Origin of the sequence: Prevotella sp. 885, from assembly GCF_002265625.1 — a bacterium.
Classification (GTDB): Bacteria; Bacteroidota; Bacteroidia; order Bacteroidales; family Bacteroidaceae; genus Prevotella.
In genome coordinates this window covers 84208-109031 of the sequence record NZ_NOVE01000002.1, presented here as the reverse complement: position 1 = coordinate 109031, position 24824 = coordinate 84208, and the positions used below count along the sequence as shown (strand labels likewise).

The 24824-nt window shown below is 50.4% G+C and carries 20 protein-coding genes and 1 tRNA gene; 8 read left to right on the top strand and 13 right to left on the bottom strand.

Features of this window, described 5'->3' with window-relative positions:
- Positions 1-171: 171 nt before the first annotated feature.
- On the top strand, positions 172-804 hold the full coding sequence (locus CHL74_RS01240; RefSeq protein WP_094879314.1) for a ribonuclease HII: 633 nt from the start codon (positions 172-174) through the stop codon (positions 802-804).
- A gap of 55 nt (positions 805-859) precedes the next feature.
- On the top strand, positions 860-1771 hold the full coding sequence (locus tag CHL74_RS01235; RefSeq protein WP_094879313.1) for a helix-turn-helix transcriptional regulator: 912 nt from the start codon (positions 860-862) through the stop codon (positions 1769-1771).
- Positions 1772-1928: 157 nt separating this feature from the next.
- Here the strand turns inward: CHL74_RS01235 and CHL74_RS01230 are convergent.
- Positions 1929-2002, bottom strand: a tRNA-Asn gene (locus CHL74_RS01230).
- A 256-nt stretch (positions 2003-2258) separates the two neighbouring features.
- Here CHL74_RS01230 and CHL74_RS01225 point away from each other — a divergent pair.
- The 4 genes from CHL74_RS01225 (at position 2259) to CHL74_RS15470 (ending at position 9541) form a co-directional block, all read left to right on the top strand.
- The gene (locus CHL74_RS01225; protein ID WP_094879312.1) at positions 2259-4028 is read left to right on the top strand and encodes a S41 family peptidase; all 1770 of its coding nucleotides are present in this window, start codon (positions 2259-2261) and stop codon (positions 4026-4028) included.
- Positions 4029-4167: 139 nt separating this feature from the next.
- Positions 4168-6468, top strand: coding sequence for a polyribonucleotide nucleotidyltransferase (gene pnp / locus CHL74_RS01220; protein WP_094879311.1), 2301 nt, complete (start codon positions 4168-4170; stop codon positions 6466-6468).
- Between the two features lie 241 nt (positions 6469-6709).
- On the top strand, positions 6710-8986 hold the full coding sequence (locus tag CHL74_RS01215; RefSeq protein WP_094879310.1) for a calycin-like domain-containing protein: 2277 nt from the start codon (positions 6710-6712) through the stop codon (positions 8984-8986).
- 231 nt (positions 8987-9217) lie between these two features.
- Complete coding sequence (locus CHL74_RS15470; RefSeq protein ID WP_141241190.1) at positions 9218-9541, top strand: hypothetical protein; 324 nt, start codon at positions 9218-9220, stop codon at positions 9539-9541.
- On the opposite strand, the gene CHL74_RS01210 is transcribed toward CHL74_RS15470, so the two are convergent.
- The 12 genes from CHL74_RS01210 to CHL74_RS01155 all read right to left on the bottom strand — a co-directional run bounded on the left by CHL74_RS01210 (position 9483) and on the right by CHL74_RS01155 (position 23206).
- On the bottom strand, positions 9483-10037 hold the full coding sequence (locus CHL74_RS01210; RefSeq protein ID WP_094879309.1) for an NUDIX hydrolase: 555 nt from the start codon (positions 10035-10037) through the stop codon (positions 9483-9485). The two genes, CHL74_RS15470 and CHL74_RS01210, sit on opposite strands and share 59 nt — an antisense overlap.
- Positions 10038-10095: 58 nt before the next feature.
- Positions 10096-10884, bottom strand: coding sequence for an alpha/beta hydrolase (locus CHL74_RS01205; protein ID WP_094879308.1), 789 nt, complete (start codon positions 10882-10884; stop codon positions 10096-10098).
- A 102-nt stretch (positions 10885-10986) separates the two neighbouring features.
- Entirely contained in the window at positions 10987-12546 is a 1560-nt protein-coding gene (locus tag CHL74_RS01200; RefSeq protein WP_094879307.1) for an ATP-binding protein, read from the bottom strand.
- Positions 12547-12569: 23 nt separating this feature from the next.
- Positions 12570-13784, bottom strand: a complete 1215-nt coding sequence (locus CHL74_RS01195; protein ID WP_094879306.1) for a cysteine desulfurase — start codon at positions 13782-13784, stop codon at positions 12570-12572.
- Between the two features lie 95 nt (positions 13785-13879).
- On the bottom strand, positions 13880-15223 hold the full coding sequence (gene sufD, locus CHL74_RS01190; protein WP_094879305.1) for a Fe-S cluster assembly protein SufD: 1344 nt from the start codon (positions 15221-15223) through the stop codon (positions 13880-13882).
- Complete coding sequence (gene sufC, locus CHL74_RS01185) at positions 15223-15978, bottom strand: Fe-S cluster assembly ATPase SufC (protein WP_094879304.1); 756 nt, start codon at positions 15976-15978, stop codon at positions 15223-15225. Before sufC ends, sufD begins: the two co-directional genes overlap by 1 nt.
- A gap of 121 nt (positions 15979-16099) precedes the next feature.
- Positions 16100-16918, bottom strand: a complete 819-nt coding sequence (locus CHL74_RS01180) for a hypothetical protein (protein ID WP_094879303.1) — start codon at positions 16916-16918, stop codon at positions 16100-16102.
- 16 nt (positions 16919-16934) lie between these two features.
- Complete coding sequence (locus CHL74_RS01175) at positions 16935-17528, bottom strand: DNA N-6-adenine-methyltransferase (RefSeq protein WP_094879302.1); 594 nt, start codon at positions 17526-17528, stop codon at positions 16935-16937.
- On the bottom strand, positions 17525-18643 hold the full coding sequence (locus CHL74_RS01170; protein WP_141241189.1) for a hypothetical protein: 1119 nt from the start codon (positions 18641-18643) through the stop codon (positions 17525-17527). The genes CHL74_RS01175 and CHL74_RS01170 overlap by 4 nt, the downstream gene beginning before the upstream one ends.
- Positions 18644-18658: 15 nt before the next feature.
- Positions 18659-20113 (bottom strand): Fe-S cluster assembly protein SufB, encoded by a 1455-nt coding sequence (sufB, locus tag CHL74_RS01165; RefSeq protein WP_094879300.1) that lies wholly within the window; start codon positions 20111-20113, stop codon positions 18659-18661.
- A gap of 1140 nt (positions 20114-21253) precedes the next feature.
- The gene (locus tag CHL74_RS01160) at positions 21254-22243 is read right to left on the bottom strand and encodes a GNAT family N-acetyltransferase (protein WP_094879299.1); all 990 of its coding nucleotides are present in this window, start codon (positions 22241-22243) and stop codon (positions 21254-21256) included.
- A gap of 111 nt (positions 22244-22354) precedes the next feature.
- The gene (locus tag CHL74_RS01155; protein WP_094879298.1) at positions 22355-23206 is read right to left on the bottom strand and encodes a glycerol acyltransferase; all 852 of its coding nucleotides are present in this window, start codon (positions 23204-23206) and stop codon (positions 22355-22357) included.
- Positions 23207-23367: 161 nt separating this feature from the next.
- On the opposite strand from CHL74_RS01155, the gene rsmH reads away from it, so the two are divergent.
- Entirely contained in the window at positions 23368-24294 is a 927-nt protein-coding gene (gene rsmH, locus CHL74_RS01150; RefSeq protein WP_094879297.1) for a 16S rRNA (cytosine(1402)-N(4))-methyltransferase RsmH, read from the top strand.
- A 49-nt stretch (positions 24295-24343) separates the two neighbouring features.
- Entirely contained in the window at positions 24344-24808 is a 465-nt protein-coding gene (locus tag CHL74_RS01145) for an FtsL-like putative cell division protein (RefSeq protein WP_254923186.1), read from the top strand.
- The last annotated feature ends 16 nt before the right edge of the window (positions 24809-24824 follow it).

Genomic DNA, 24824 nt, shown 5'->3' with positions numbered 1-24824 from the left:
AAAAATAAAGAAGGCTTTAATGCCGGTCAAGCGAGAACAGAATCTCAAAGGGCCAGCATTAAAGCCTTTTTTGTTAGGGCAGCCTACGACAAGATTACCATAAAAACGAGATATCTCCTTTGTCAGCTCAAAAAGTTCTTGTATATTTGTGGGTGCTTTAAATTATCCGACATGAACAAGAAAGAATCTCCCAATCATCTGCTACCCCATTACTATACCGACCTCATAGAAGCTGGCTGCGACGAGGCTGGACGAGGCTGTCTGGCTGGCAGCGTGTATGCTGCCGCTGTCATTCTTCCACCCGACTATGACAATCCCGCCCTTAACGACTCGAAGAAGCTCAGCGAGAAGCGTCGTCGCGAGTTGCGCGACCAGATTGTACGCGACGCCGTGGCTTGGGCTGTCGGCATCGTCACGCCGGAGGAGATAGACCGCATAAATATCCTCAATGCGAGTTTCCTTGCCATGCACCGCGCACTCGACCAGCTAAAAGTGCGTCCGCAAGCCATCATCGTGGACGGCAACCGGTTTACGCCCTACCAAGACCTCCCCTACACCACCATCGTAAAGGGTGACGGCAAGTATCAGTCTATCGCTGCTGCCAGCATCCTCGCCAAGACATTCCGCGACGAATATATGGACAGCATAGCGGAGGAATGGCCCTTCTACGACTGGAAGCGGAACAAGGGATATCCCACACGTGCCCACCGTGAAGGCATACAGAAGCACGGCACGTCGCCATACCACCGAATGAGCTATAACCTTCTCGGCAGCACCCAACTGGAAATGAAGTTCGAGGACTGACCCACACCAACCACCACTAACAAAACCTCCCCCACTAACCTTACATTATTATATTATGCGCATGGACAAATATGGCCGTGAGCTGGACCTAATACTCCTGCTCACGGACAATGCCAATTATACTACCCAACAGCTGGCAGACCGTCTTGGCATCACAAGACGAAACGTGTATTATTATCTCGATTATCTTCGCGACTGCGGATTTAATCTCATCAAGAGCGGCACGTGCTACCGCCTCGACCGCTCATCATCGTTCTTCCGCCGACTGCACGAGAACATTGCGCTCTCGGAAGCGGAGGCTGACTATATATGCCGTAAACTGGACTTCACGGACAGCAAGGACTATACGGCGCAGTCGGTGAGGCAGAAGCTGACGCGCACATTCAATCTCCCTAACCGCGCCAACCCAGACCTTGAGCGACGCGTGAACGCCAGCATAACAAAGCTGAAGGAAGCGATGGCAACACGTCAGATGGTGATGCTACACGACTATTCGTCGCCACACAGCCACACCGTTTCTGACCGCATCGTCGAGCCGTACCTCTTCATGAACGACTGTCGCGACATCCGCTGCCACGAAATCCGCTCACACATCAACAAGACGTTCAAGTTATCGAGGACGGGATGGGTGGAGATACTGGATGTGCCCTGGGCTTTCGAGGACCGCCACAAGGAAATCTACACCGACATCTTCATGTTCTCCGGCGAGACGCGCCACCGCATCGACCTCCGTCTTGGTCAGCTCTCGCACAATCTCCTCATAGAAGAATACCCTCAGTCCGAAGACTGCATCTCAAGCGACGGCGAAGACAAGTGGCTCTTCTCCGCTGACGTAGTGTCGTTCCTCGGCATTGGTCGCTTCGTCATCGGACTCTACGACGACATCGAGATATTGGGCTGCGAGGAATTTAAGGAGTATGTGAGGAAGAAGATAGAAGGAATGTTGGCAAGAAAGGAGATTTGCTGAAACCTCAGATACAGATAAATTCCTGTTTATCGGTGAAATTATAAATGAGCAAACAGTGCAAACATAGGAGGCTATGGCGTCTCGCCATAGCCTCCTAGGCAACAGCCATAAACGAATAAAGCCCCGCAAGCTGTTGCTTGCGAGGCTTACTCTTTAGCGCTTCAAGATGGGCTTGAACCAACGACCCCCTGATTAACAGTCAGGTGCTCTAACCAACTGAGCTATTGAAGCATTCTTGGCAGCTAAGCAATTATTGTTGCTTGATTGCGGATGCAAAGGTATGAAGAAATTTTTAATCTCAAAAACTTTTGCAACTTTTTTTTCAACTTTTCTATTCTTTTAATTCACATTTGTGCCCAAAGCGACCAAAATAATAGAAAAAAAACAGGTTTTTATGGACGAATACTAACCGAAAGTAGTACTTTTGCATTAATATAGCAACTTACACATATATATTAACAGATACATTATACTTAACACATACATCATGCGCAAAATTCTTATTATCGCCCTGACGCTCCTCTCGCTGTCGATGACGGCGCAAAACAGCAGTGACCATAATTTCAAGGTGGCTAAGAACCTTGAGATTTTCAATGCAGCATACAAGAATCTGGACCTGCTTTACGTCGACTCGATTGACGCTGACGATGTGGTGGGCACAGCCATCCGCTCCATGCTCCACTCGCTCGACCCCTACACGGAATATTATCCGGAGGACAAGGCGGGCGAGTATAAGCAAATGCTTACAGGCAAGTATGCCGGCATCGGAGCCATGATCAGCTACAGCTTCACACGCAAGCAGGTGGTAATCAACGAGCCTTACCAGGGTATGCCTGCCGCCAAGGCGGGACTGCGCAAGGGTGACATCATCCTCAGCATCGACGGCGAATCGATGGAAGGCAAGATGACACCGTACGTGTCTGACCACCTAAGAGGCGACGCCGGCACAACGATGGTGCTGAAGGTGTTGCGTCCTTCGACCGGCAAGAAGATGACGCTGAAGATTCAGCGCGAGGCTATACAGTTGCCTTACCTCCCCTATTACGGCGTGCAGAAGGATGGCGTGGGATATATCAACTACAACCAGTTTGTGGAAGGTAGTGCCAAGGACGTGCGTCGCGCCGTGCTCGACATGAAGAACAACGGCATGACTTCGCTCGTTCTGGACCTCCGTGGCAACGGCGGCGGATCGGTAAGCGAGGCGATACAGATTCTGAATATGTTCCTCCCGAAGGGCAAGCATCTGCTCAGTATGAAGGGAAAAGTGAAGAACGCCAACAGTGAATACAAGACTACGGCTGAACCTATCGACACGGTTATGCCCATCGTGGTGCTCGTAAACGAGGGAACGGCGAGCGCCAGTGAGATTACGAGCGGTGCGCTGCAGGACCTCGACCGCGCCGTGGTGATGGGAACAAGAACGTACGGCAAGGGACTGGTGCAGGTGCCCAACGTGCCTCTGCCCTACGCAGGAAAGCTGAAGCTGACCACAGCAAAATACTATATCCCTTCGGGACGCTGCATCCAGGCACGCAAATACAAGCACACGGACAACGGATACGTGGCGCAGGAAGTGGCAGACTCGCTCACGCATGAATTCCGCACGGCACGCGGACGCATCGTTCGCGACGGCGGTGGCATCAAGCCTGACGTGGAAGTAAAGGCTGACTCGCTGCCCAACATAGCTTACTATCTGGAGCGCGCAGACACCACTGACGTGATGCTCAATTACGAAATAGACTATATGGCATCACATCCTACCGTGGCAAAGCCCGCCGACTTCGAGGTTTCGGAAGCAGACTACGAGGCATTCAAGCAGGCTGTGCTGAAGAGCGGATTCACGTACGACCAGATCAGCGAGAAGTATCTCAAGGATCTGGAGGACCTTGCACGCTTCGAAGGATATTACAATGACGCCAAGGACGAGTTTGAGGCGCTGAAGAAGAAGCTGAAGCACAACATAGAGAAAGACCTCGACTATGCCTACAACAAGAAGAAGCTGAAGGAGATATTAGCCGCGGACATCATGGCTGCATACTACTTTGAGGGTGGCATGATAGAAAATTCGCTGCGCTATGACAATCAGTACGCAGAGGCTGTGAAGCTGCTCACCGACAAGGAGCGTTACGAAAAGCTGCTCCAGCCCACTCCCGAAGAGGAGAAGACAGCAGCAGACAGCAAGAAGGACAGCAAGAAAGCTGCCGACAAGAAAACCACAGACAAAAACAAAGGAAAGTCAAAGAACAAGAAGAAGTAAGAACGAAGACATTAGAAATGGGGCGCAAAGAGCGCTAAACCACAAAAAATCTAAAATGTCTGTCATTTGTTCTTTAATCCCACTGAAAATGACTAACTTTGTCACATATTAAATTTTTTGATGTTATTTTAAACTTTAGATGAACGTAATTACAAAGACAGTATCATTGCCTGATGGCAGAACCATCAGCATTGAGACCGGGAAAGTGGCAAAGCAGACCGACGGAAGTGTTGTACTGCGTATGGGCAACACCGTACTTCTCGCCACTGTTTGTGCCGCAAAAGATGCAGTTCCCGGAACAGATTTCATGCCTTTGCAGGTGGACTACAAAGAGCAGTATTCAGCAGCAGGTCGCTTCCCTGGCGGCTTCACAAAGCGTGAGGGCAAGTCAGGCGACAACGAGATTCTTACATCTCGCCTCGTAGACCGTGTGCTCCGCCCGCTCTTCCCCTCTAACTATCACGCAGAGGTGTACGTGCAGATCATGCTCCTCAGCGCCGACGGCGTTGACCAGCCTGATGCTCTCGCAGGATTCGCAGCTTCAGCCGCTATGGCTTGTTCAGATATCCCCTTCGAATGCCCCATCTCTGAGGTGCGCGTAGCTCGCATCAACGGAGAATATGTTATCAACCCGACCTTCGAGCAGATGAAGGAGGCAGATATGGACATCATGGTTGGTGCTTCTGCCGAGAACATCATGATGGTGGAAGGCGAGATGAAGGAAGTTTCGGAGCAGGACATGATTGGTGCATTGAAGGCCGCTATGGCTGCCATCAAGCCGATGTGCGAACTCCAGACTGAGCTTTCTAAGGAGCTCGGCACTGACGTTAAGCGTGAGTACTGCCACGAGGTTAACGACGAGGAGCTGCGCGAGCAGATTCGTAAGGAGACCTACGACAAGTGCTATGCTATCGCAGAGGCTGGCGACCACGACAAGAAGTCGCGCGAGGAAGCTTTCGACAAGATTCTCTCTGACTTCCAGGAAGCTTACGATGCTGCTCACACAGAGCTTACTCCTGAGGAGCTTGACGAGAAGCACGCAGAGATGGTACGCTACTATGCCGACGTTATGCGCGACTCAATGCGTCGTTGCATCCTCGACGAGGGCAAGCGTCTCGACGGTCGTAAGACCACTGACATCCGTCCTATCTGGTGCGAGGTTTCGCCGCTGCCTATGCCTCACGGAAGCTCAATCTTCACACGTGGCGAGACACAAAGCCTCTCTACATGTACTCTCGGTACCAAGATGGACGAGAAGCTCGTTGACGACGTGCTCGAGAAGGGCTACCAGCGCTTCCTCCTCCACTATAACTTCCCGCCGTTCTGTACTGGCGAGGCTAAGGCTCAGCGCGGTGTAGGCCGTCGTGAGATTGGTCACGGCCACTTGGCATGGCGCGGTCTGAAGGGTCAGATTCCTGAAGACTTCCCCTACACAGTACGTCTCGTAAGCCAGATTCTCGAGTCGAACGGTTCTTCATCAATGGCTACTGTATGTGCCGGCACTCTCGCCCTCATGGACGCTGGTGTTCCGATGAAGGCTCCCGTTTCAGGTATCGCAATGGGTCTGATCAAGAACCCGGGCGAGGAGAAGTACGCAGTGCTTAGCGATATCCTCGGCGACGAGGACCACCTTGGCGATATGGACTTCAAGACCACCGGTACACGCAAGGGTCTTACAGCCACACAGATGGATATCAAGTGCGACGGTCTGAGCTTCGAGATTCTCGAGAAGGCCCTTATGCAGGCCAAGGCAGGTCGTGAGCACATCCTCAACTGCATGATGGAGACAATCTCTGAGCCGCGTGCCGAGATGAAGCCGCAGGTTCCGCGCATCATCCAGATTGAGATACCGAAGGAGTTTATCGGTGCCGTTATCGGCCCTGGTGGCAAGATCATCCAGCAGATGCAGGAAGATACAGGCGCTACCATCACCATCGACGAGGCAGACGGCGTAGGCAAGGTGCAGGTTTCTGCTCCTAACAAGGACGCCATTGACGCTGCTCTCGGCAAGATCAAGGCCATCGTTGCCATCCCTGAGGTTGGCGAGGTTTACGAGGGTACTGTTCGCTCTATCATGCCTTACGGCTGCTTCGTAGAGATCATGCCGGGCAAGGACGGACTGCTCCACATCTCAGAGATCGACTGGAAGCGTCTCGAGACCGTAGAGGAGGCTGGCATCAAGGAAGGCGACAAGATCAAGGTGAAACTCATGGAGATTGATCCGAAGACTGGTAAGTATAAGCTCTCTCACCGCATCCTCCTCCCGAAACCGGAGGGATACGTAGAGCGTGAGCGCCGCCCCCGTGGAGAGCGTGGTGAGCGCGGAGAGCGTCGTCCCCGTGGAGAGCGCGGTGACCGCCGCGACGGACGCCGCGAAAACCGTGAGCGTCACGAGCCGAAGGACTTCAACGACTCACTCGACCACAACGGTGACATCTAATCAAAGGAACTGAAAGTAAATCAGTAATATAATTAAAAGAATCCCTGCATCAGCAGTTTCGTCCAAGAACTGCGATGCAGGGATTTTTTGTGTTCGGAAGTATTAAAAAGAACAATACAGGGATTCTTTGCGTTCAGAATATTTTTTTATAACTTTGCATTGCTAATTAAACAAACAGCTAAAACCTAAGATAGTTTTTAAGAAAATACAAACATAACATTACTTATACGCACTATTAATCATGAAGAAAATCTTTACTCTTCTTTCATTGCTCGTCTTAACACTGACGGCAATGGCAACCACATTCACCGGCCACCGCATCGTGACCGTGGGTTATCTCGAACCCTCTGAGATGGACAACGCCACCATCACCGTGACCGACAAGGGCAACGGCAAGTATGACGTGGTGTTCAACAACATCATCAACAAAGACGGCAGTTATGAGGACAACTACGGTACGTTCACTTTCTCTGACCTTGACGGCGTAACTGCCAACGGCATCACCACCATTGAGGGCAAGCTTCTCACCGGTGCGGTTACGTCATCGGGCATGGGCATCTCCTCTATCGGCGTGACAGACGTGTTCGTAAAGATGAACGACGAGAAGGCTTACGCCACTATGGACGGCCTCATCACGATGTTCTCACGCGACACACAGCTTAAGGTGGAGTTCGGAGAGGACGACTTCCCAGCTGCTTCCACTGATAAGGTTGTAGGCGAAGACGGATATCAGCCAGCCGGAAAGGCTTTCGATTGGGACTTCGACATCGACCATTATGCAGAGAAGTTCGTAGCAGTGGTTGACCTTTCCACTTGCGCCGCTGACGCTGAGAACGAGAACGTGGCTTCCATCGGTACCGACATCAACGCCTGGTTCTCTAACGTAGCCAACGCCGGAAACATCCACATCTATTACACTCCCGCCACAAAGACTCTCACTTGCTGGTATATCTCATCCAATGCCTCATACGGAGCATGGAAGTATTCTAAGGAATTGACCGACATTGAGGGCGAGATAAACATCGACTTCTCTTATCAGTACGGTCTGCGCATCAACGGTCAGCAGGTGTTCGACGCCGGTCAGCTCGTCAAGCTCTACTATCATAACACACTCCACTTCGGTAGCCAGGAGGGTTCTACACGTAGTAACGCTACATATAAGTCAGCCCGTGTGGTGAAGACTGCCTTCGAAGCAACCGACGCAACAGAGTATACAGCCCCGGCTAAGATGCTACTTGACGGCAAGTACAGCCGCTTTGACGCTGCTCAGATCAGCCTCCAAGCCACCGACTACGACGTTTACACCATCATCCTCAAGGATCTCTCGCACAACGGCAAGTATCTCGGTAGCCTCAAGTTCACAAACATCAAGGGCTACCTTGCAGAAGGTTCAGGCGACAACTCAAGCAGCTTCATAGTCATCAACGACACCACAGCCAACGCTGTTCTTAAGACAGCAGGCGAGCTGGCAAGCTCACTCGGACTCACTAAGGGTCAGGAAATCCGCGCAAGCATCAAGGATTTCTACGGTCAGACCTCATTCCTTGCAGGCGACTTCACAATGCAGCTCGGCGACAAGGAGGCAGTATATTCATACTACGTGGACACACCTGCCGTAAACGAATACACAAATACGCTCACCACAACATTCAGCTCGGAGGAGCAGAGCTATACAGACAAGGTAATGACAGTCACCAACTACGGTGACGGATTCGCCGATATCATGATAAGCAACGTACAGTTCAAGACCACCGGCGACGCCAATATGGGTAATCTTATCATCAAGGAAGTGCCCTATACAAAGCAGGGTGGCGACGTCGTCATCGACGCTAACGGCTTGGAGGCAACCTTCGAGAACTCGCCTTCTACAGCTATGACAATACTCGAAAACGTAAGCCTCAAGGGTACTATCGCCGGTGAAGAGCTTTACTTCGAGATTAACGGTATGGCTTTGAGCGACATGCCCGTAAGCCTTGTCTTCGGCAAGCCCATCACACCGGCTGTGGTCTACACGGGTACTATGAAGGTTACCAGCGGCGAGGACTACAAGGAGATTGAGTCAGCAACCATCACAGTACGTCCTAACGGCGACAACAAGTACACATTCTGCGTGCCTAACATCGGCGGCGAGGACGCCATCACATTCGTGGCTGACGGCGAGACCGACGAAAACGGCGTTACAACATACAGCGCTGAGAAGGCAGAATATGCTATGCAGCAGAGCGGATGGGAAGGCTATATCACTTACGTGACACTGACCAGAGCAAAGAGCCAGGGCGACAAGTTCTACGGACGCTTCTTCTTCGACCTCGGCGGCTACGCAGAGAGCTATCCTTCTTACGGCATAACCGTAGTGTTCGGCGAGAAGTTCACTCCCACCGGCATCGAAACAGCAACTGACGACACCACCATCACCGACATCTACAGCGCTGACGGCGTACGCCAGAACCAGCTGCAGAAGGGTCTGAACATCGTGCGTCAGGCTAACGGCAAGACCACAAAGATAATCATCAAGTAAAGACAACAGCCTTTAATCAGCAACTGACAATCCGTCAGTAACACATAAGAGAAATCCCTGCATCAGCAGTTTCGTCCAATAACTGCGATGCAGGGATTTTTTATTATTAACAAACAAATATGGTGATTGAAATGTTGATTCCATATATTCCGATAATTTTGCAAGCGAAAGATATAGAAAATACATTATATATCGACGTTCACAATAATATTAACTAACAACTATACGACTATGGCAAGCAACATCACCCTTCAGCACAAAACCCCTATCGCAACAACATCACTGCGTGCCTTGGTAAAGAGCACAAAAAAAGCCGTAACATCTCCATTCGAGTGGTTACGGCAATACTATTCCAGCATACTCGGTAGCGAGGTGACTATGCGTCAGACCCTACGCTATCTGCATGCCCAGGTGGCATTCGTCATGGCAGCATTCTTCACGTACGAGTCATTGCTCGTACATGTGGCTGTCTTTGTATGGTTCATTGCGACGCTTGTTATAGCAGCGCCTCACCATTCTCCGGACGATGAGTTATCTGACGCTCAAGGTAAGTGATGAGACCCCAGCGCACGCTACGCAGTCCGAACTGCTCTGTATGGATGTCGTCGGGAGCCACCCACATGCACTCGGCGGCATCGTCAGACGCCTTCATCACGGTCTCGTCCTCCACCTCGCAGGTAAAGAACATGTCGAGAGTGTGAATGTCCATACCGCTGTAACGATAGACATTGGGGAGTGAGAAGAGATAGTTCACATCCTTTACCACAAGTCCAGTCTCCTCAAGAACCTCACGGCGCACTCCTTCCTCGGCTGTCTCGCCCGGCATGGCGAAGCCTCCAGGCAGGTCAAGCATGCCCTTTGCCGGCTCGTTCTTGCGGCGTTCTACGAGCAGTTCGCCCTTGGCGTTCTTGATGATAGCCACGTTGGCTGAACTTGCGTTCATGAAATACTCGAAACCACAGTTCTCACACTTCTTGCTTGTAGCTCCAGACTCTACAAAATGATGACTGCCACACTTCGGGCAGTACTCGAATTTCTCTAACGGATGCATCTGTATAATAATTATTGAAACAATCTTTTCACATTAATCTTTCTTTCCATTGCTCTTTTTAGAACGACTCGAGCCAAGCCTTCAGGTCGAGGAGCATCTCCACATGATACTTGAATGACGGCATCATTCCCCAACCGTGTCCTCCCGAAGGATAGACAAATAGCGAGCCATGCACGTCATGACGATAAAGCTCCGAATAATAGTTGACGCCGTTCATCGGCTCCACCACGCGGTCATCATCAGAAAGCAGAATGCAAGCCGGCGGCGTTACGCGTGTAACCTGCAGGTCTGAGCAATACTTCTGTTCCTCTTTCTTATGCGCATTTTTTCCAAGAAGGTTTTCGCGCGAACCTTGATGACAATATCCCTCCAGCATTGTTATGACCGGATAGAAAAGTATCTGGAAGTTCGGTCTTGCGTCCGGCTTCGCCTGTGTCGCTATGGTAGAAGCCAAATGTCCGCCGGCAGAAAATCCCATTATTCCCAAATCGTCCGCATCAATATGCCATTGCTTAGCGTTACGGCGCACCGTGCGTATAGCCTCCTCAGCGTCGCTGACGGGCACTTTAGGATTGCCGTCCGGCATACGGTACTGCAATACGATGGCAGCGATGCCCATATTATTGAAGAACGGCGCCCAGTCATAGCCCTCATGCTGCATGGCAAGGTGCTCATAACCGCCACCCGGACAAATCACAACAGCCCTTCCCGTAGCCTTCTTGCTGTCCGGAAGATATACATGTATGCGTGCCGTGTCGGCATGTGCGTTCTTATAAGGAGCCTTAGCCTGCCAGATGTCCATCGAGAAATGGCGCTGCGCGAGAGCCGGAACTACTGCAAGGACCATCAACAGTAAGGCGAAAAGGGGTTTCAGGTTCTTCTTCATTATTATTTCTTATTTTATATTCTTATTATTGTTATATAGAATCTTGAACGTCAAGACTACGTCTTATTCAATTATCCATTTTGTTATATTTCGCTCCGCATTCACATCAAAGCAGATGCCCACCTTCACTATCTTCTTTCCTCTCATAGCAAAAGCCTCAGCATAACGGTTGTCTTTGATTTGCGCAAGAGCCTCATCAGCAGAGCTGCCGAACTTCAGTTCCATAATGTATATATGGTCAGCGGTTTCAAGCGTAATGTCTGTGCGTCCCTTTGCTGTTCGCTGCTCCACAGTTATGCGATAATGTGTAAGCAAGGCAAAGACAATATACATTAGCTGCTGCCAATGTCCTTCATACTTTGTATTGTCACAATAAGGTACGCTTTCAAGGAACGTCTGCAACAAGCGGAAAGCACCATCCATATCGCCTTGTTTTATCATACCCGCCATATGGGCTATTGTCACCAGACTTTGAGTCTGCCCGGTATTAAGATAATTTGGCAGCAAACTCTTGTATAGCCCTACCCTTATTTCCTTATTTGGAATCTCAAGTGTATATAGGTCGATATCCTCATCATAGCCCTTAATTGTGACATATCCGCTTTGATAGAGCAATGGCGTTATGTCGGTCATTGTTTCGGTGGGAGCATCAAAGGACGAGCTTGGCGCATAGAATCGGTCCATTGCCGAAGGAAGCGTACCAAACTGTCGCATCTTCTCTATGAGATATGTCGGTGTTCCTGTTCCAAACCAATAAGCACCAAACTTACCTTCACTAAAACAACTGAGCAAACTATAAGGGTTGAATACATCCGGCGACGGCCACGTAAAGTGATAGCCGTCATAGTTGGACGTAAGTTGATCTATTGTCTCCTCTCTCGTAATGGCAAGCTGGCTGGCAAGGCTGTCTATATCGTCAGACATCTGCGTCAGGAGTTCGTCTTTGGTTATGCCGCAGATACCGGCATACCTTTCCTGCATACTGATGTTGACGATATTGTTAAGCTCGCTGAAGATGCTCATCTGCGAGAACTTGGTAATGCCTGTGAGAAACACAAAACGCAGATACGGATCACAGTCCTTAAGCGGACTGTAGAAGTTGCGCATCACATTGCGGAGGTCTGAAAGCCGTGATTCGTCGTGCGCGACATCAAGAAGCGGTGCGTCATATTCGTCAATCAGCACAACAACGGGACGTCCTGTCTTCTGACATACACTCTTTATCAAGTTTGCCAATCTAAGATTGGGTTCAGCTGCATCACACTCTATCCCAAACCTCTCCTCATTGTCTTTTAATAAGAAAAGAAGATATCGCTGCAGACTTTCAGCATCCAAATGTTTAGCGCTTGCCATACTCAACAGCATCACGGGATATTCAGCCCATTCCTTCTCCAATCCTTCTATGGCAAGACCTTTAAACAAATCCTTTCGTCCCTCAAAATAACTCTTCATTGTAGACAGCAGCAGTGACTTGCCGAAACGTCTTGGACGGCTCAGGAAGAAGTACTTACCATTGGTATGCGTAATGTCATACACATACTCCGTCTTGTCCACGTAAGCGTTATTGTCCTTACGTATCAGTTCGAACGTCTGGATGCCTATCGGATATAGTTTTTTTGCCATAGTTTGCTGTCTTTCTTTTATTCTTAGAACATCTGGCTAACTCGCTTGATGCCTGCCACGAGAGTGTCTATTTCGTCCTTTGTATTGTATAGGGCGAAGGAGGCACGTACTACGCCGGGGACACCGAAGCGGTCCATTACGGGCTGGGCGCAGTGGTGACCGGTGCGGACGGCGATGCCAAGACGGTCGAGAAGCGTACCCATGTCAAGATGGTGGATGTTGCCTACGAGGAAGGACACTACGGCGTCCTTGCCTTCGGAGGTGCCGAAGAAGCGCATATCGGGAATCTCTGCCATGCGGTTCATGCAGTATTCGGTAAGCTCGTGTTCGTGACGGGCGATGTTGTCCATGCCGAGAGCAGTGACATAGTCGAGCGCTACGGCGAGTCCGTGCGTTGCCACGTAGTCCGGCGTGCCAGCCTCAAACTTGAACGGCAGCTTCTCGAAGGTGGTCTTCTCGAAGCTCACGCTCTCTATCATCTCGCCTCCACCCTGATAAGGCGGCATACGATCAAGCCATTCCTCCTTACCGTAAAGCACTCCGATGCCGGTCGGACCGTATATCTTGTGACCTGAGAAGGCGAAGAAGTCGCAGTCCATAGCCTGCACGTCCACAGCGAAGTGGGGCGTAGACTGCGCTCCGTCTATGAGGACGGGCACGCCATGGTCATGGGCAATGCGGACGATGTCGTTGACGGGATTTACCGTTCCGAGCGTATTGCTGACGTGGGCTACGCTGACGATGCGCGTCTTTTCAGAGAAGAGCTTCTCGTAAGCCTCCATGTCCAGCTTGCCGCTGTCGTCCATCGGAATGACCTTCAGAGCTATGCCGCGCTTTGCAGCCTGGAGCTGCCAGGGCACGATGTTGCTGTGGTGCTCCATCGCAGAGATGATTACCTCGTCGCCTTCACCCATGAAAGCCTCGCAGAACGACGACACCACCAGATTGATGCTCTCCGTCGTGCCGCGTGTGAAGATTATCTCTTCCGTCTTGGGCGCGTTGATGAAGCGGCGCACCGTCTCGCGCGCTGCCTCATGAAGGTCGGTGGCACGCTGCGAGAGATAGTGCACGCCACGATGCACGTTGGCATTGGCGTTGAGATATTCGTCGCGCATGGCATCGAGCACGCAAAGCGGTTTCTGCGTGGTGGCGGCGTTGTCGAGATAGACAAGCGGACGGTCGTATACGGTGCGCGAGAGAATCGGGAAGTCGGCGCGGACTTTATTTATATCGTACATTTGCGTATATTAAGTTAAGAGTTGAAAGTTGGGAGTTGAGAGTTATGATTCCATTACATATCATAACTCTCAACTCTCAATCCTCAATTTTCAATTTATTTGCAGAGCTTGCAACCCTCACACTTTGTCAGTTCGCCGCGGAAGCGCTTCTCCACGAGATGATGGAGGCGGTCGCGCAGCGGCTCAAGGGTGATCTTGTCTATCACCTCTCCGATGAAGGCAAACTCAAGCAGAAGCCTTGCCTCCTTCTCGCTGATACCACGCTGACGCATGTAGAAGAGAGCGGCGTCATTGAGCTGACCTACCGTCGATCCATGCGAACACTTCACGTCGTCGGCGTAAATCTCGAGCATCGGCTGCGTATACATACGTGCTGTCTTCGTGGCGCAAAGGTTCTGATTGACCTCCTCTGAGACGGTCTTCTGAGCGTCGTGGCGCACAAGCACGCGACCCGCGAAAGCGCCCGTAGCCTTATCGTCGAGCACGTACTTATAAAGCTCGTGACTGGTGCAATGGCTGACCTGATGGTCAATGAGCGTGTTGTTGTCTACGTGCTGTGACTTGTCTGCAATGACGCATCCGTTGCACCAGCACTCGGCACCCTCACCCTTGAGCTGCACGTCGAGGCGGTTGCGTGTTACGCCGTTGTGCAGGGTGATGACATTATGATTGAATCGTGAGTCGCGCTGCTGCTCCACGTACACGTTCGACACGCGTGTGTTCTTGTAGTGTGTCTCCTCCATGCAGTAGAGTTCGAGCGAAGCGTTCTGTCCGACATACGCCTCTATCACCTGCGTGGCGAGGAAAGCGTGGTCGTCGGCTGCATGGTCGCAGAAGAGGAACTTGGCGTTGGCGCCCTGCTCCATCACGATGAGCACACGACGATTGACCATGAGGTCTACATCGGAACGGAGGATGTTGATGATCTGCACCGTTCTGTCCACCACCACATTCTTCTCCACGTGAATGAGCAGTCCGTCCTGTGCCAGCATTGTGTTGAGAGCGGTGATGCCGTCCTCATCGGTCTTAGCCAGCTTGGCGTAATGTTCTGCCACAAACTCAGGATGCTCCTTGGCATATTCCGAGAGCGATGTCACGGTTATGCCTTCGGGAAGGTTCTCCTTGGGCTGCAAGGCAGCGCGAAACTCGTCGTTGACGATGAAGTAAAGTGAAGTGCTCATGTTCGGCACGTCGCAGCGGAACGCCTTGTACGGGTCTACCGGCACCTGTATGCGGTTGATGTTCAGTCCATAGTCAGGCTCGAAGAGCTTGTCCATGGAGGTGTATTTGTAACGCTCCACCTTTCGTGTCGGGAATCCCAAGCGCTCGAAATCGGCAAACGCTGCGTCGCGCACGGCGTTCATGACGTCGGCGCTGTGAGCGAAGATCTGATTGCGGCACTCGCGGTAGAGGTCGGTATATTGTTTTTCTGAAGCCATTATTCTTCTCCTATTTCTGCCTTAATCCAGTCGTATCCTCTCTGCTCTATCTCCTTTGCCAGCTCCGGTCCGGCGGTCTTTACGATGCGGCCCTTATAGAGAACGTGCACTACGTCGGGCTTTATCATGTCGAGGAGGCGCTCGTAGTGTGTGATGACGATGGCTGAGGTCTCGGCTGTGTGCATCTTGTTAACGCCGTCAGCCACGATGCGCATGGCGTCAACGTCCAGACCAGAGTCGGTCTCGTCGAGGATGGCGAGCTTCGGTTCGAGCATAGCCATCTGGAATATCTCGTTGCGCTTCTTCTCGCCGCCCGAGAATCCCTCGTTTACGGAGCGGCGTGTGAACTTCGAGTCGAGCTCCACAATCTTGCGCTTCTCGTTCATCAGCTTGAGGAACTCGCCAGCCTTCAGCTCGGGCAGTCCCTGATACTTGCGCTTCTCGTTTACGGCAGCCTTGAGGAAGTTGGTCATCGATACGCCCGGTATCTCCACGGGATACTGGAATGAGAGGAACAGACCTTCGTTGGCGCGGTCCTCTGGCTTCATCTCGATGAGGTTCTTGCCGTTAAACCATGCCTCGCCCTCTGTCACCTCATAGAGAGGATTGCCTGTGAGGACGGCGCTGAGCGTTGACTTTCCTGAACCGTTAGGTCCCATGATGGCGTGTATCTCGCCATCCTTGATTGTGAGGTTGATGCCTCGGAGTATTTCCTTGCCAGCAATGGTGGCGTGGAGGTTCTTAACTTCTAACATATCTTGGTTGTTTTTTCTGGGCCTCTTTGGGCCTTATTGGGCCTTACTAAGCCTTTTTGGGCCTCTTTAAGCCTTTCTATACTATTTACTAACTACTTGACTATTTACTAACTACTTGCTATTAATAAGAATTGAGCACCTTGTTCAGGCTCGACTTGCGGCGTTCCTTCTTTGTTTCCGGTTTGGGATCGTCGTCAGGGTCGTATATGCCGAGTGCCATATAGATCATGCGGAAGAGACTGTTGCCGTCTTCTGTGGTGAAGCGGAGGGGGAACGTCGCCTTCACGCCTATCTGTATGTTGTGGCGGTGCATGTCTGAGCGCATGCGGTATGCGGTCTGCTGTCCGCCGTATGTGGTGCTGACATTGGTCTTGCCGTCGATGGCTAACGGGAAGCCGTACTGAAACTCCAACGCTAAGGAGGAGAAGATGTAGCAGTCGAAGCCTACCGTTGGGGCTACGCTCACACGCGGAGAGCTTATCTCGTAACGTCGCTCGTAGCTGTAGCCTCCTCCCGAACTGCTCATAGTGCCCCTATCGTTGCTCTGACCTACGTTGGTGTAGGTCATGAGGGCGGCGTATGGCTGTATGACGCAAGCCGTGGAGAGCGGATAATAACGTGCGCCGAGCGCTATGTTGTGCATCGTGACGTCAACGTCGCTCCCGTACCATTCCATCGTCTCTGCATTATATCCGCCCACGACGGAGAAATGAGGATTACGAAGATAATACTCCACCATCACATTGCCCTCAGCCGAACCGAACGAGGCTGCCTTGTCAGCATACTGACCAGACTGCTCATTGACGGCTGTCGTCGGACAAGAGAGGTGCATGCCGGCGATGACAGCCCAACGGCGTGATGACGGCTCCTCGTCATTGGCGGCGGACATAGAAATAGGGACAGCAAAGAGCATAGTAGTTAAGAGAATGTTGTTGAACATAATCTATTTACTTTATTTAATATGGAGCAAATTGTAAAGTTTGGATTTTCTTGTCCACCCCAATTTCACATTGATGTAAATTCGAAATATTTACGGTTGCTCCGTACTCTATGAAATGTGACATAAATTTATTACTATCTCTTCCCCAGTATATTAGGCAACATGCCATTGGCGCGCCTTTTCCTGTATCTTGTCCGTTTTCAAGAAAACGAAGTCTTGTGTCATATAAGAAGCATATTGCATCAGCTTGTCCAAAGATAAACTTCTTCCAGTGTCCTGTATTTGGCGCAACAGGAATTAAAGCTATAATGTCTGAACCATATTTTTTATGAGCATCAACACATTTAGCCAACCAATCTTTAATGGTAGTTCCTCGGTTGCGATCTGCTCCGTATGGAGGATTTACATATATGGTTTTGCTGTTCCATTCTTCTTTTAACCCATCTTTTTCTGGCAACATGAATTCAATGTCTGCATTGACAATAGAATACTCATTTGAACATGGATCTAATCCAATATGTCCTCCCCAAAAACTTTTCACCGCATTGATATATTTAGGTGGTGTCCCCCAAGACTGGCTTAATGTGTTCACATGTCTACCTGCTGTCATAAGATTTCCTCCCAATTCTTATTTGCCATGTTAATCAATGCTGTTTTTAGGTTGTCAATATGATTACCCTCTGGAGATATGACATTAAACCATCCCTCAATTTTCTTGATGTTTTTAGAGAAATACTCACAGAGTGCATCATGTGCATCCTTGTTTATTTTTGTTTTTGTAAAAACATTAGCCTTTTTTCCTTCTTTATAGCTGGATGCAAAGGCTTTTTTTACAACCTGATATTTTAGGGTGGGCTTAAGAAGCAAGGAAGTAACAAATTCAGAAAGACCTGCATCTGTTAAGAATAGAAGCCAATCATATGAATTTGCTAAAACTTTCATCTCCTTATTTTTATTTTCAGCTGTAAACCAGTTGCCATGGTTGCTAACAACACCGATTGATAATGTGAACTTTTTTAATGGTTTGTCGTTGTTTACAATTTCATATAGAAGTTCATCATAAGGTTTGATAAGTGGTGTTCCTTCTTCACATATCAGTCCATAACGTTGACCGTTAAGCCATATTTTTTGTAGAGAAGATGTCATCTGTGCAACATAAGCCCCTTGTTTGGCTTTCTCTATGGTTTGCGGACCTTTCTTACAGCCTTCCTCTACACCAACACGTTTACACTCCACCATTGCAAATGGAGAATGATACTGTTTGGCTACATGAATAGACTTTCCGATTCTTTCTTTGTGTAAATTCGCAACCAACAAGCTTTCATTATTTTCTGCCAATAGACACGAATTTCTTAAGACATTGTTTGAATCTATGAGTTTATTCGATTTCTTCTGAGAAAAATCCCCCATTACATCTTCTCCCAATGCTTTTATTATCTTTGTCGCAGTAAGGGGAGATTCCTCCTCCATCTTTATTTTTGATAATTGCAATATAGGGTGTAGAGTAAACTCCACATTGTGACATATTTCTTCATCACCAAACTCTGGCAGTCCTCTTTCTATTGAAATATAGTCACACAATCCCCACTCCCTAAGCAAATAGTAGGTTATGATTTCCACCATTGTGCCCAAGGCTCGACCTGCAGCTTTTTTTGCGTCTTTTGTATGTGAGAACACGTCATTTTTCAATACATTTTGCAAAGAATCGATAGATTGATAACTCATATTTAAATTTTCTAATTATCCGACTGTTCCCTCAAGCGACACGCTCAGCAGCTTCTGCGCCTCTACGGCGAACTCCATCGGGAGCTTGTTGAGCACGTCCTTGGCATATCCGTTAACGATAAGTCCGACGGCCTGCTCGGTGGGGATGCCACGCTGGTTGCAGTAGAAGAGCTGGTCTTCGGATATCTTTGAGGTTGTTGCCTCGTGCTCCACGACAGCCGAGTCGTTATGGATGTCCATGTAAGGGAAGGTGTGGGCACCGCATTCCGAGCCGAGCAGGAGCGAGTCGCATGACGAGTAGTTGCGTGCGTTGTCGGCATTGCTTGTGGCACGGACGAGTCCGCGATACGAGTTCTGGCTGTGTCCGGCAGAGATGCCCTTCGATATGATTGTCGACTTGGTGTTCTTGCCCATGTGTATCATCTTCGTGCCGGTGTCCGCCTCCTGGTAGTTGTTGGTGACAGCAACAGAATAGAACTCAGCCTGCGAGCCGTCGCCGCGTAGAACGCATGACGGATATTTCCATGTGATGGCTGAGCCGGTCTCCACCTGTGTCCACGACAGCTTTGAGTTGACACCGCGCAGGTCGCCGCGCTTTGTGACGAGATTGAGCACACCGCCCTTTCCTTTCTCGTCGCCCGGATACCAGTTCTGCACGGTGGAGTATTTCACCTCTGCGTTGTCCTTTACGACAATCTCCACGATGGCAGCATGCAGCTGGTTCTCGTCGCGCATCGGTGCTGTGCAACCCTCCAGATAGCTGACATAGGCGTCGTCGTCGGCAATGATAAGCGTACGCTCAAACTGTCCTGTGTTGCGTGCGTTGATGCGGAAGTAGGAGCTAAGCTCCATCGGGCAGCGCACGCCCTTGGGAATGTATACGAACGAGCCGTCAGAGAAGACGGCGCTGTTAAGAGCAGCGAAGAAATTGTCCTGATAAGGCACCACGCTTCCCAAGTATTCCTTCACGAGGTCGGGATGGTCCTTTATGGCATCGCCGATGGAGCAGAATATCACACCCTTCTCTGCAAGATGCTGCTTGAAGGTGGTCTTCACGGACACGGAGTCCATGATAGCGTCCACTGCCACACCGCTCAACGCCAGACGCTCCTCCAGGGGAATGCCGAGCTTGTCGAAGGTCTTCATCAGCTCAGGGTCGATCTCCTTCTTCTCTTCAGAGGGCTTCTTCGCCAGCGGGTCAGCGTAATACGAAATGGCTTGATAGTCGATTTCGGGCAAGTGAACGTGTCCCCATGTCGGCTGCTCCATCTTCTGCCAGTGGCGGAACGCCTTGAGGCGGAATTCGAGCATCCATTCCGGCTCTCCCTTCTTGCTGGAGATAAGCCTTACGATATCCTCGTTGAGTCCTTTCTCTATGATGTCAGTATGGACGTCGGTGGTGAATCCGTACTCGTATTTCTGTTCTGCCACCTGGCGCACAAACGCATTTTTTGTATCTTTATTTTCCATTGTTCTGTTTATTTCGGCGGGGTCAGCCTGAGTGGAACGGACGCAATACGCCCATATTCTTTTCAAAATGCAAATTTACTGATTTTGTAATGATTATGCGAAGGATTTGCATAATTTTAATAAATGAACTTGCTAAAGTTCAGGCAAGTAGATTAAGTGAACAATTCAAAATCGCAGGCGAAGCCAAGAACAATTCAAAATCCAAAGTTCAAAATTCCTAATTCTTTGGCGGTTCGCCAAAGACAATATTTGCATTCCTGACGCTCAATACTGCGAGTTGAACGCACAACGAAATCTTTGGTGCGAAATTCTCGAGTTTTGAGCGTGCAGCGACAACATACTGACACTCTGTAGATTACGCTACCAAGAAGAGAAGTGTGCAATGAATAACAGGCTAAACAAGCCTCATAGGGTTGCAATAGCGCCACTTTTACACTCCAATAGTGCCACTATTATCATGCAATAGCGCCACTTTTACAGTCTAATAGTGGCACTATTGGACTGTAAAAGTGGCGCTATCGTATGGCGTGGGTGCTGTTTGCACAGCAAAACACCGTAAAAACAGCAATCCGGAACTCTAGAATCAATTTTTATTTTGTAACGGATTTTTACTCTTTGTACGATATTTGCATAGCCGTAGCCACGCACCCACGGACGACAGCAGATTGAGTATGAGCTGCTGGTTCCGCGAAGCGGGACCTATATCATGAAACCCACTGCAAGCTGCGAAGCAGCGCAGCTGTGGGTATGTGCGTCACCTCCATCGAAATATAGTTCCCCGAAGGGGGACTGACACATCCCCTATGATGTTGAGGATGATAGTCGGTCCCGCTTTGCGGAACCAAGAGAGGGTGAGGTGATGCTTATCCCACAGCTGCGCTCCTTCGGAGCTTGCAGTGGGTTTCTGATAGATACGTGTCCCCTCGGGACACGGCGTGGTACAAAGTTACGTATTACACGGCGCTGATTGATAAGCTGCCATAGAAGGCTGCGTGGCTACGGCGGGACGCCATAGCCTCCTATGTTTGCCTTGTCTTCCAATCTCTTTACTTATTACCTTGTGTTTTACTTGTTTTTCCGATTATGGGCGCGTGCTGTGCACAAATAAAAGGATTTGCGCCCATAGACACTCCGAACCAATTATTTATCCTTGTAAATAACATTGTTGGCTCCGCTCGTAATCTTCAGAGCCTCAGGATGTTCCTTTATGAAGGAGTCGATATGGCGGACGCGCTTGCTCTCGAGAATTTCGTCCACGGCGATGAGGATGCCTGTCTCCTCCACGTCGCCGAAACCGTAGTTGATGGCGGTGCCGAAGAGCTTCATTGTGGGCGAGAGCGACATGTATGCGTTGACGAGCGGCGGGATGTTATAGCCGAGGGCACGAATCTCGCGGTTGAGGATGAGATAGTCCTTCTTGAAGTCGTCCTCGCAGAAGAGCTGGCGCAGCTCCTCCTCAGGCGTCTCAATCTTGAGCGGCTTGAGCGGGATGATAAGGTTGTCCTTGTCGTCGAAGTGCTTCTTGAGGAAATACAGAATCATGTCGCGTCCACGGCGGATATAGGAAGGATACATCGTCATCTTGCCGAAGAAATACTTGACGTCAGGCTGGATGACGGTGAGCGCTCCGAGACCGTCCCAGAGGTTGTCAAGGGCGAAAAGGCTCTTGGCTCCACGGCGCGTGCTCTGATACTCGAGCGTCACGAAAGAACGTCCGAGCTCCACGGTGTAGGGCATGTAGTCGCGCAGAAACTTGTCTGAGAAATGAAACATGTGACTGGTGGCCAGCAATGGCTGACCGTTCTCGTCTAACTGCCAGTCGGAGCCAAGCAGGTAGCGATAGCCGCCTATTATCTCCTCCGCCTCGGGATTCCACACGATGAGCTGCTTGTAGCAGTTCTCACAGGTGTCATACTCGTCGATGTCCATCGACTTGCCTGTGCCTCCGCCTGCCTCGCGGAACGCTATTTCGCGAAGTCGGCCTATCTCGCGCATCACGTTGGGCGCGTTATGGGCTGTGATTATGTAAATCTCGTTATGGCTCTTGTTGGTCATACGGAGCTGGCGCTCAGGTGTCAGCTCACTCTTGAGAATCTCCTTGCTAACGGGTTGGATTATTGGCTCTTCCATTATCTCTCTTATTCTTCTATGTATGTGTCTTTCCGGCAGTCTGTATGGCTATGTTCCGGAACGGCTGTTCATTATCTTTATTTGGTGGGGTGTGTCGTGTGCGTGTCGGCGTTAAGCTCCGCCTCCATTGGTCTTGGGCAGGTCGTATACGATGTTCTCCACGTATACAGCCCACTGTGCCGGCGTGCGGCTGCGGTCGAAGGTCTGCCACGGGATGGGCTTGCCGATGTCTATGCGGAAGTGCTTGCCCACGTTCCTGTACATCTCGTCCACGAGGAACAGCATGGCAAGATTGAACGGCAGGAAGCGGTCGCTGAACTTGGCGATGCGATAGAAGCGCTTCGAGTTGGTGCCGCTGAAATGAATGGGCACCACATCGCGCTGAAATTCAACGCTCTTCGTTATGAACGTCTTCTTCCACGGGATGTCATGTATTGACCCGTCCTTCTGCTTTCGGCTGTTGAGTCCGGCGGGGAACATCAGCATGTGATTGTCGCTCTTGAATCCCGCCTCCACCATAAGGGGGAAGTTACGTCCGTTGCGTCCCGTCTTGTTGATGCCGATGCATACTGGGGCGAGTCCGGGGAGATTCATCAGCAGGTCGTTAACCAGATAGCGGAAGCGTCCGTCGTAGTGTCGTCCGATGACAGCTCCGAGAGCCACGCCGTCCTGACCACCAAGCGGATGGTTGGAGACGAAGGTGTAAAGGCGTCCGTCGTCAGCGGCTGGCAGGTTCTCCTTGCCCACAATCTCGATGTCCATCTTCAGGTAGCGCACGCACGCCTCAAGCCATTCCACCCCGCTGAGGTGACGGCTTTCCCATATAAACTTATTGACCTGATCCTGATGGATAAGGCGTTTAAGCCACGACACCAGGAAGCGCGGCACGTAACGAGCGCGGCGCCCCATCTTGTCGGAAAGAATGCGGTCTATGTCGATTGTGTGTTCTGTTATCTCACCCATTATTTTTGCACGTAGATAATTATTTCAGTGCAAAAATAACATATCTTTTTCAGATACACTCACTTTAACACAAGAAATGTGCCTTTTTAATAAAAATGATAATAAAAATTAATTCCATGTGGGCTTTTTTATGTACCTTTACACCCAAATACGCATATATAATGTATAAGGAGATAAAGACTGCTGAAACCTACCACGTGCCCGTACTGCTGGACGAAAGCGTAGGTGGACTGAACATAAAGAAGGGTGGCATATACGTGGACGTCACCTTTGGTGGCGGAGGACACTCACGTGAGATTCTCTCACGGCTGGACCCGACGGCAAGACTATTCAGCTTCGACCAGGACGCGGACGCCGAAGGCAATATCGGCGAGCCGGACGAAAGATTCACGTTCGTCAGAAGCAACTTCAGATACCTCAAGAACTGGATGAGATATTACGGCATTGACCATATCGACGGACTGCTTGCCGACCTGGGCGTGTCGTCACATCATTTCGACGATGCAGAACGAGGATTCTCGTTCCGCTTTGACGCGCCCCTTGACATGCGCATGAACAAGCGTGCAGGCAAGACGGCAGCGGACATTCTCAACACTTACGACGAACAACAGCTGGCTGACGTACTCTATATATACGGCGAGCTGAAGAACTCGCGACGCATAGCGGCTGCCGTGGCCAAGGCACGCAGCCAAGCCGAACTGAAGACCACCAACGACCTGCTCAAGGCGGTGGAGCCGCTCTTCAGACGCGAACGCGAGAAGAAGGACATGGCCAAGATGTTCCAGGCGCTCCGAATAGAGGTGAACCACGAGATGGACGCTCTCAAGGAGATGCTGCATGCCGCCACCGAACTGCTCGCCGAGGGCGGCAGACTGTCCGTCATAACATACCACTCGCTGGAGGACCGCATCGTGAAGAACGTCATGAAAGCGGGCAATCCGGAAGGAAAGGTGGTGCAGGACTTCTTCGGACGCGTAGAGACACCGTTCAAGCTGGTCAACAACAAGGTGATTCTGCCTTCTGACGACGAGCAGCAGCGCAACCCGCGCAGCCGAAGCGCAAAGCTCCGCATAGCGGAAAAGAAATAAAGCCGAAAGGCAAAGACAATCCCGTAACTTCACACGATAAGCTAAAAGTATGAGACCCCAGGACGACACCGAAATAAAGGACGACAAGACGGAAAAGGACATACAGCGGACGGAGGACGACACCGTTTCGCTGCGAACCATCATACGCGAACGTGCCCTTGAGGACGACATCACACCAACGAAGAACATCACGTTCAAGAAAATCATCGGTGGCGACTTCCTCAACAACAAGTTCCTCAGAAAACAGATATGGCTGATTCTGCTCATAACAGGATTCCTTATCGTATACATATCCAACCGATATAAATGCCAGCAGTCGCTCATACGCATCAACGAGCTGAAATCCGAACTGAAAGACGCCAAGTACAGAGCACTCTCAAGCGGAAGCGAGCTGACACAGAAAACAAGAGAAAGCAAGGTGCTCGACATCCTCAGAGAAAGCAAGGACAGCACCCTGCACATCCCAACACAGCCACCTTACATCGTAAACGTAAAGGAAGAGGCACAGCAGTAAGAACAAACAGAGACAA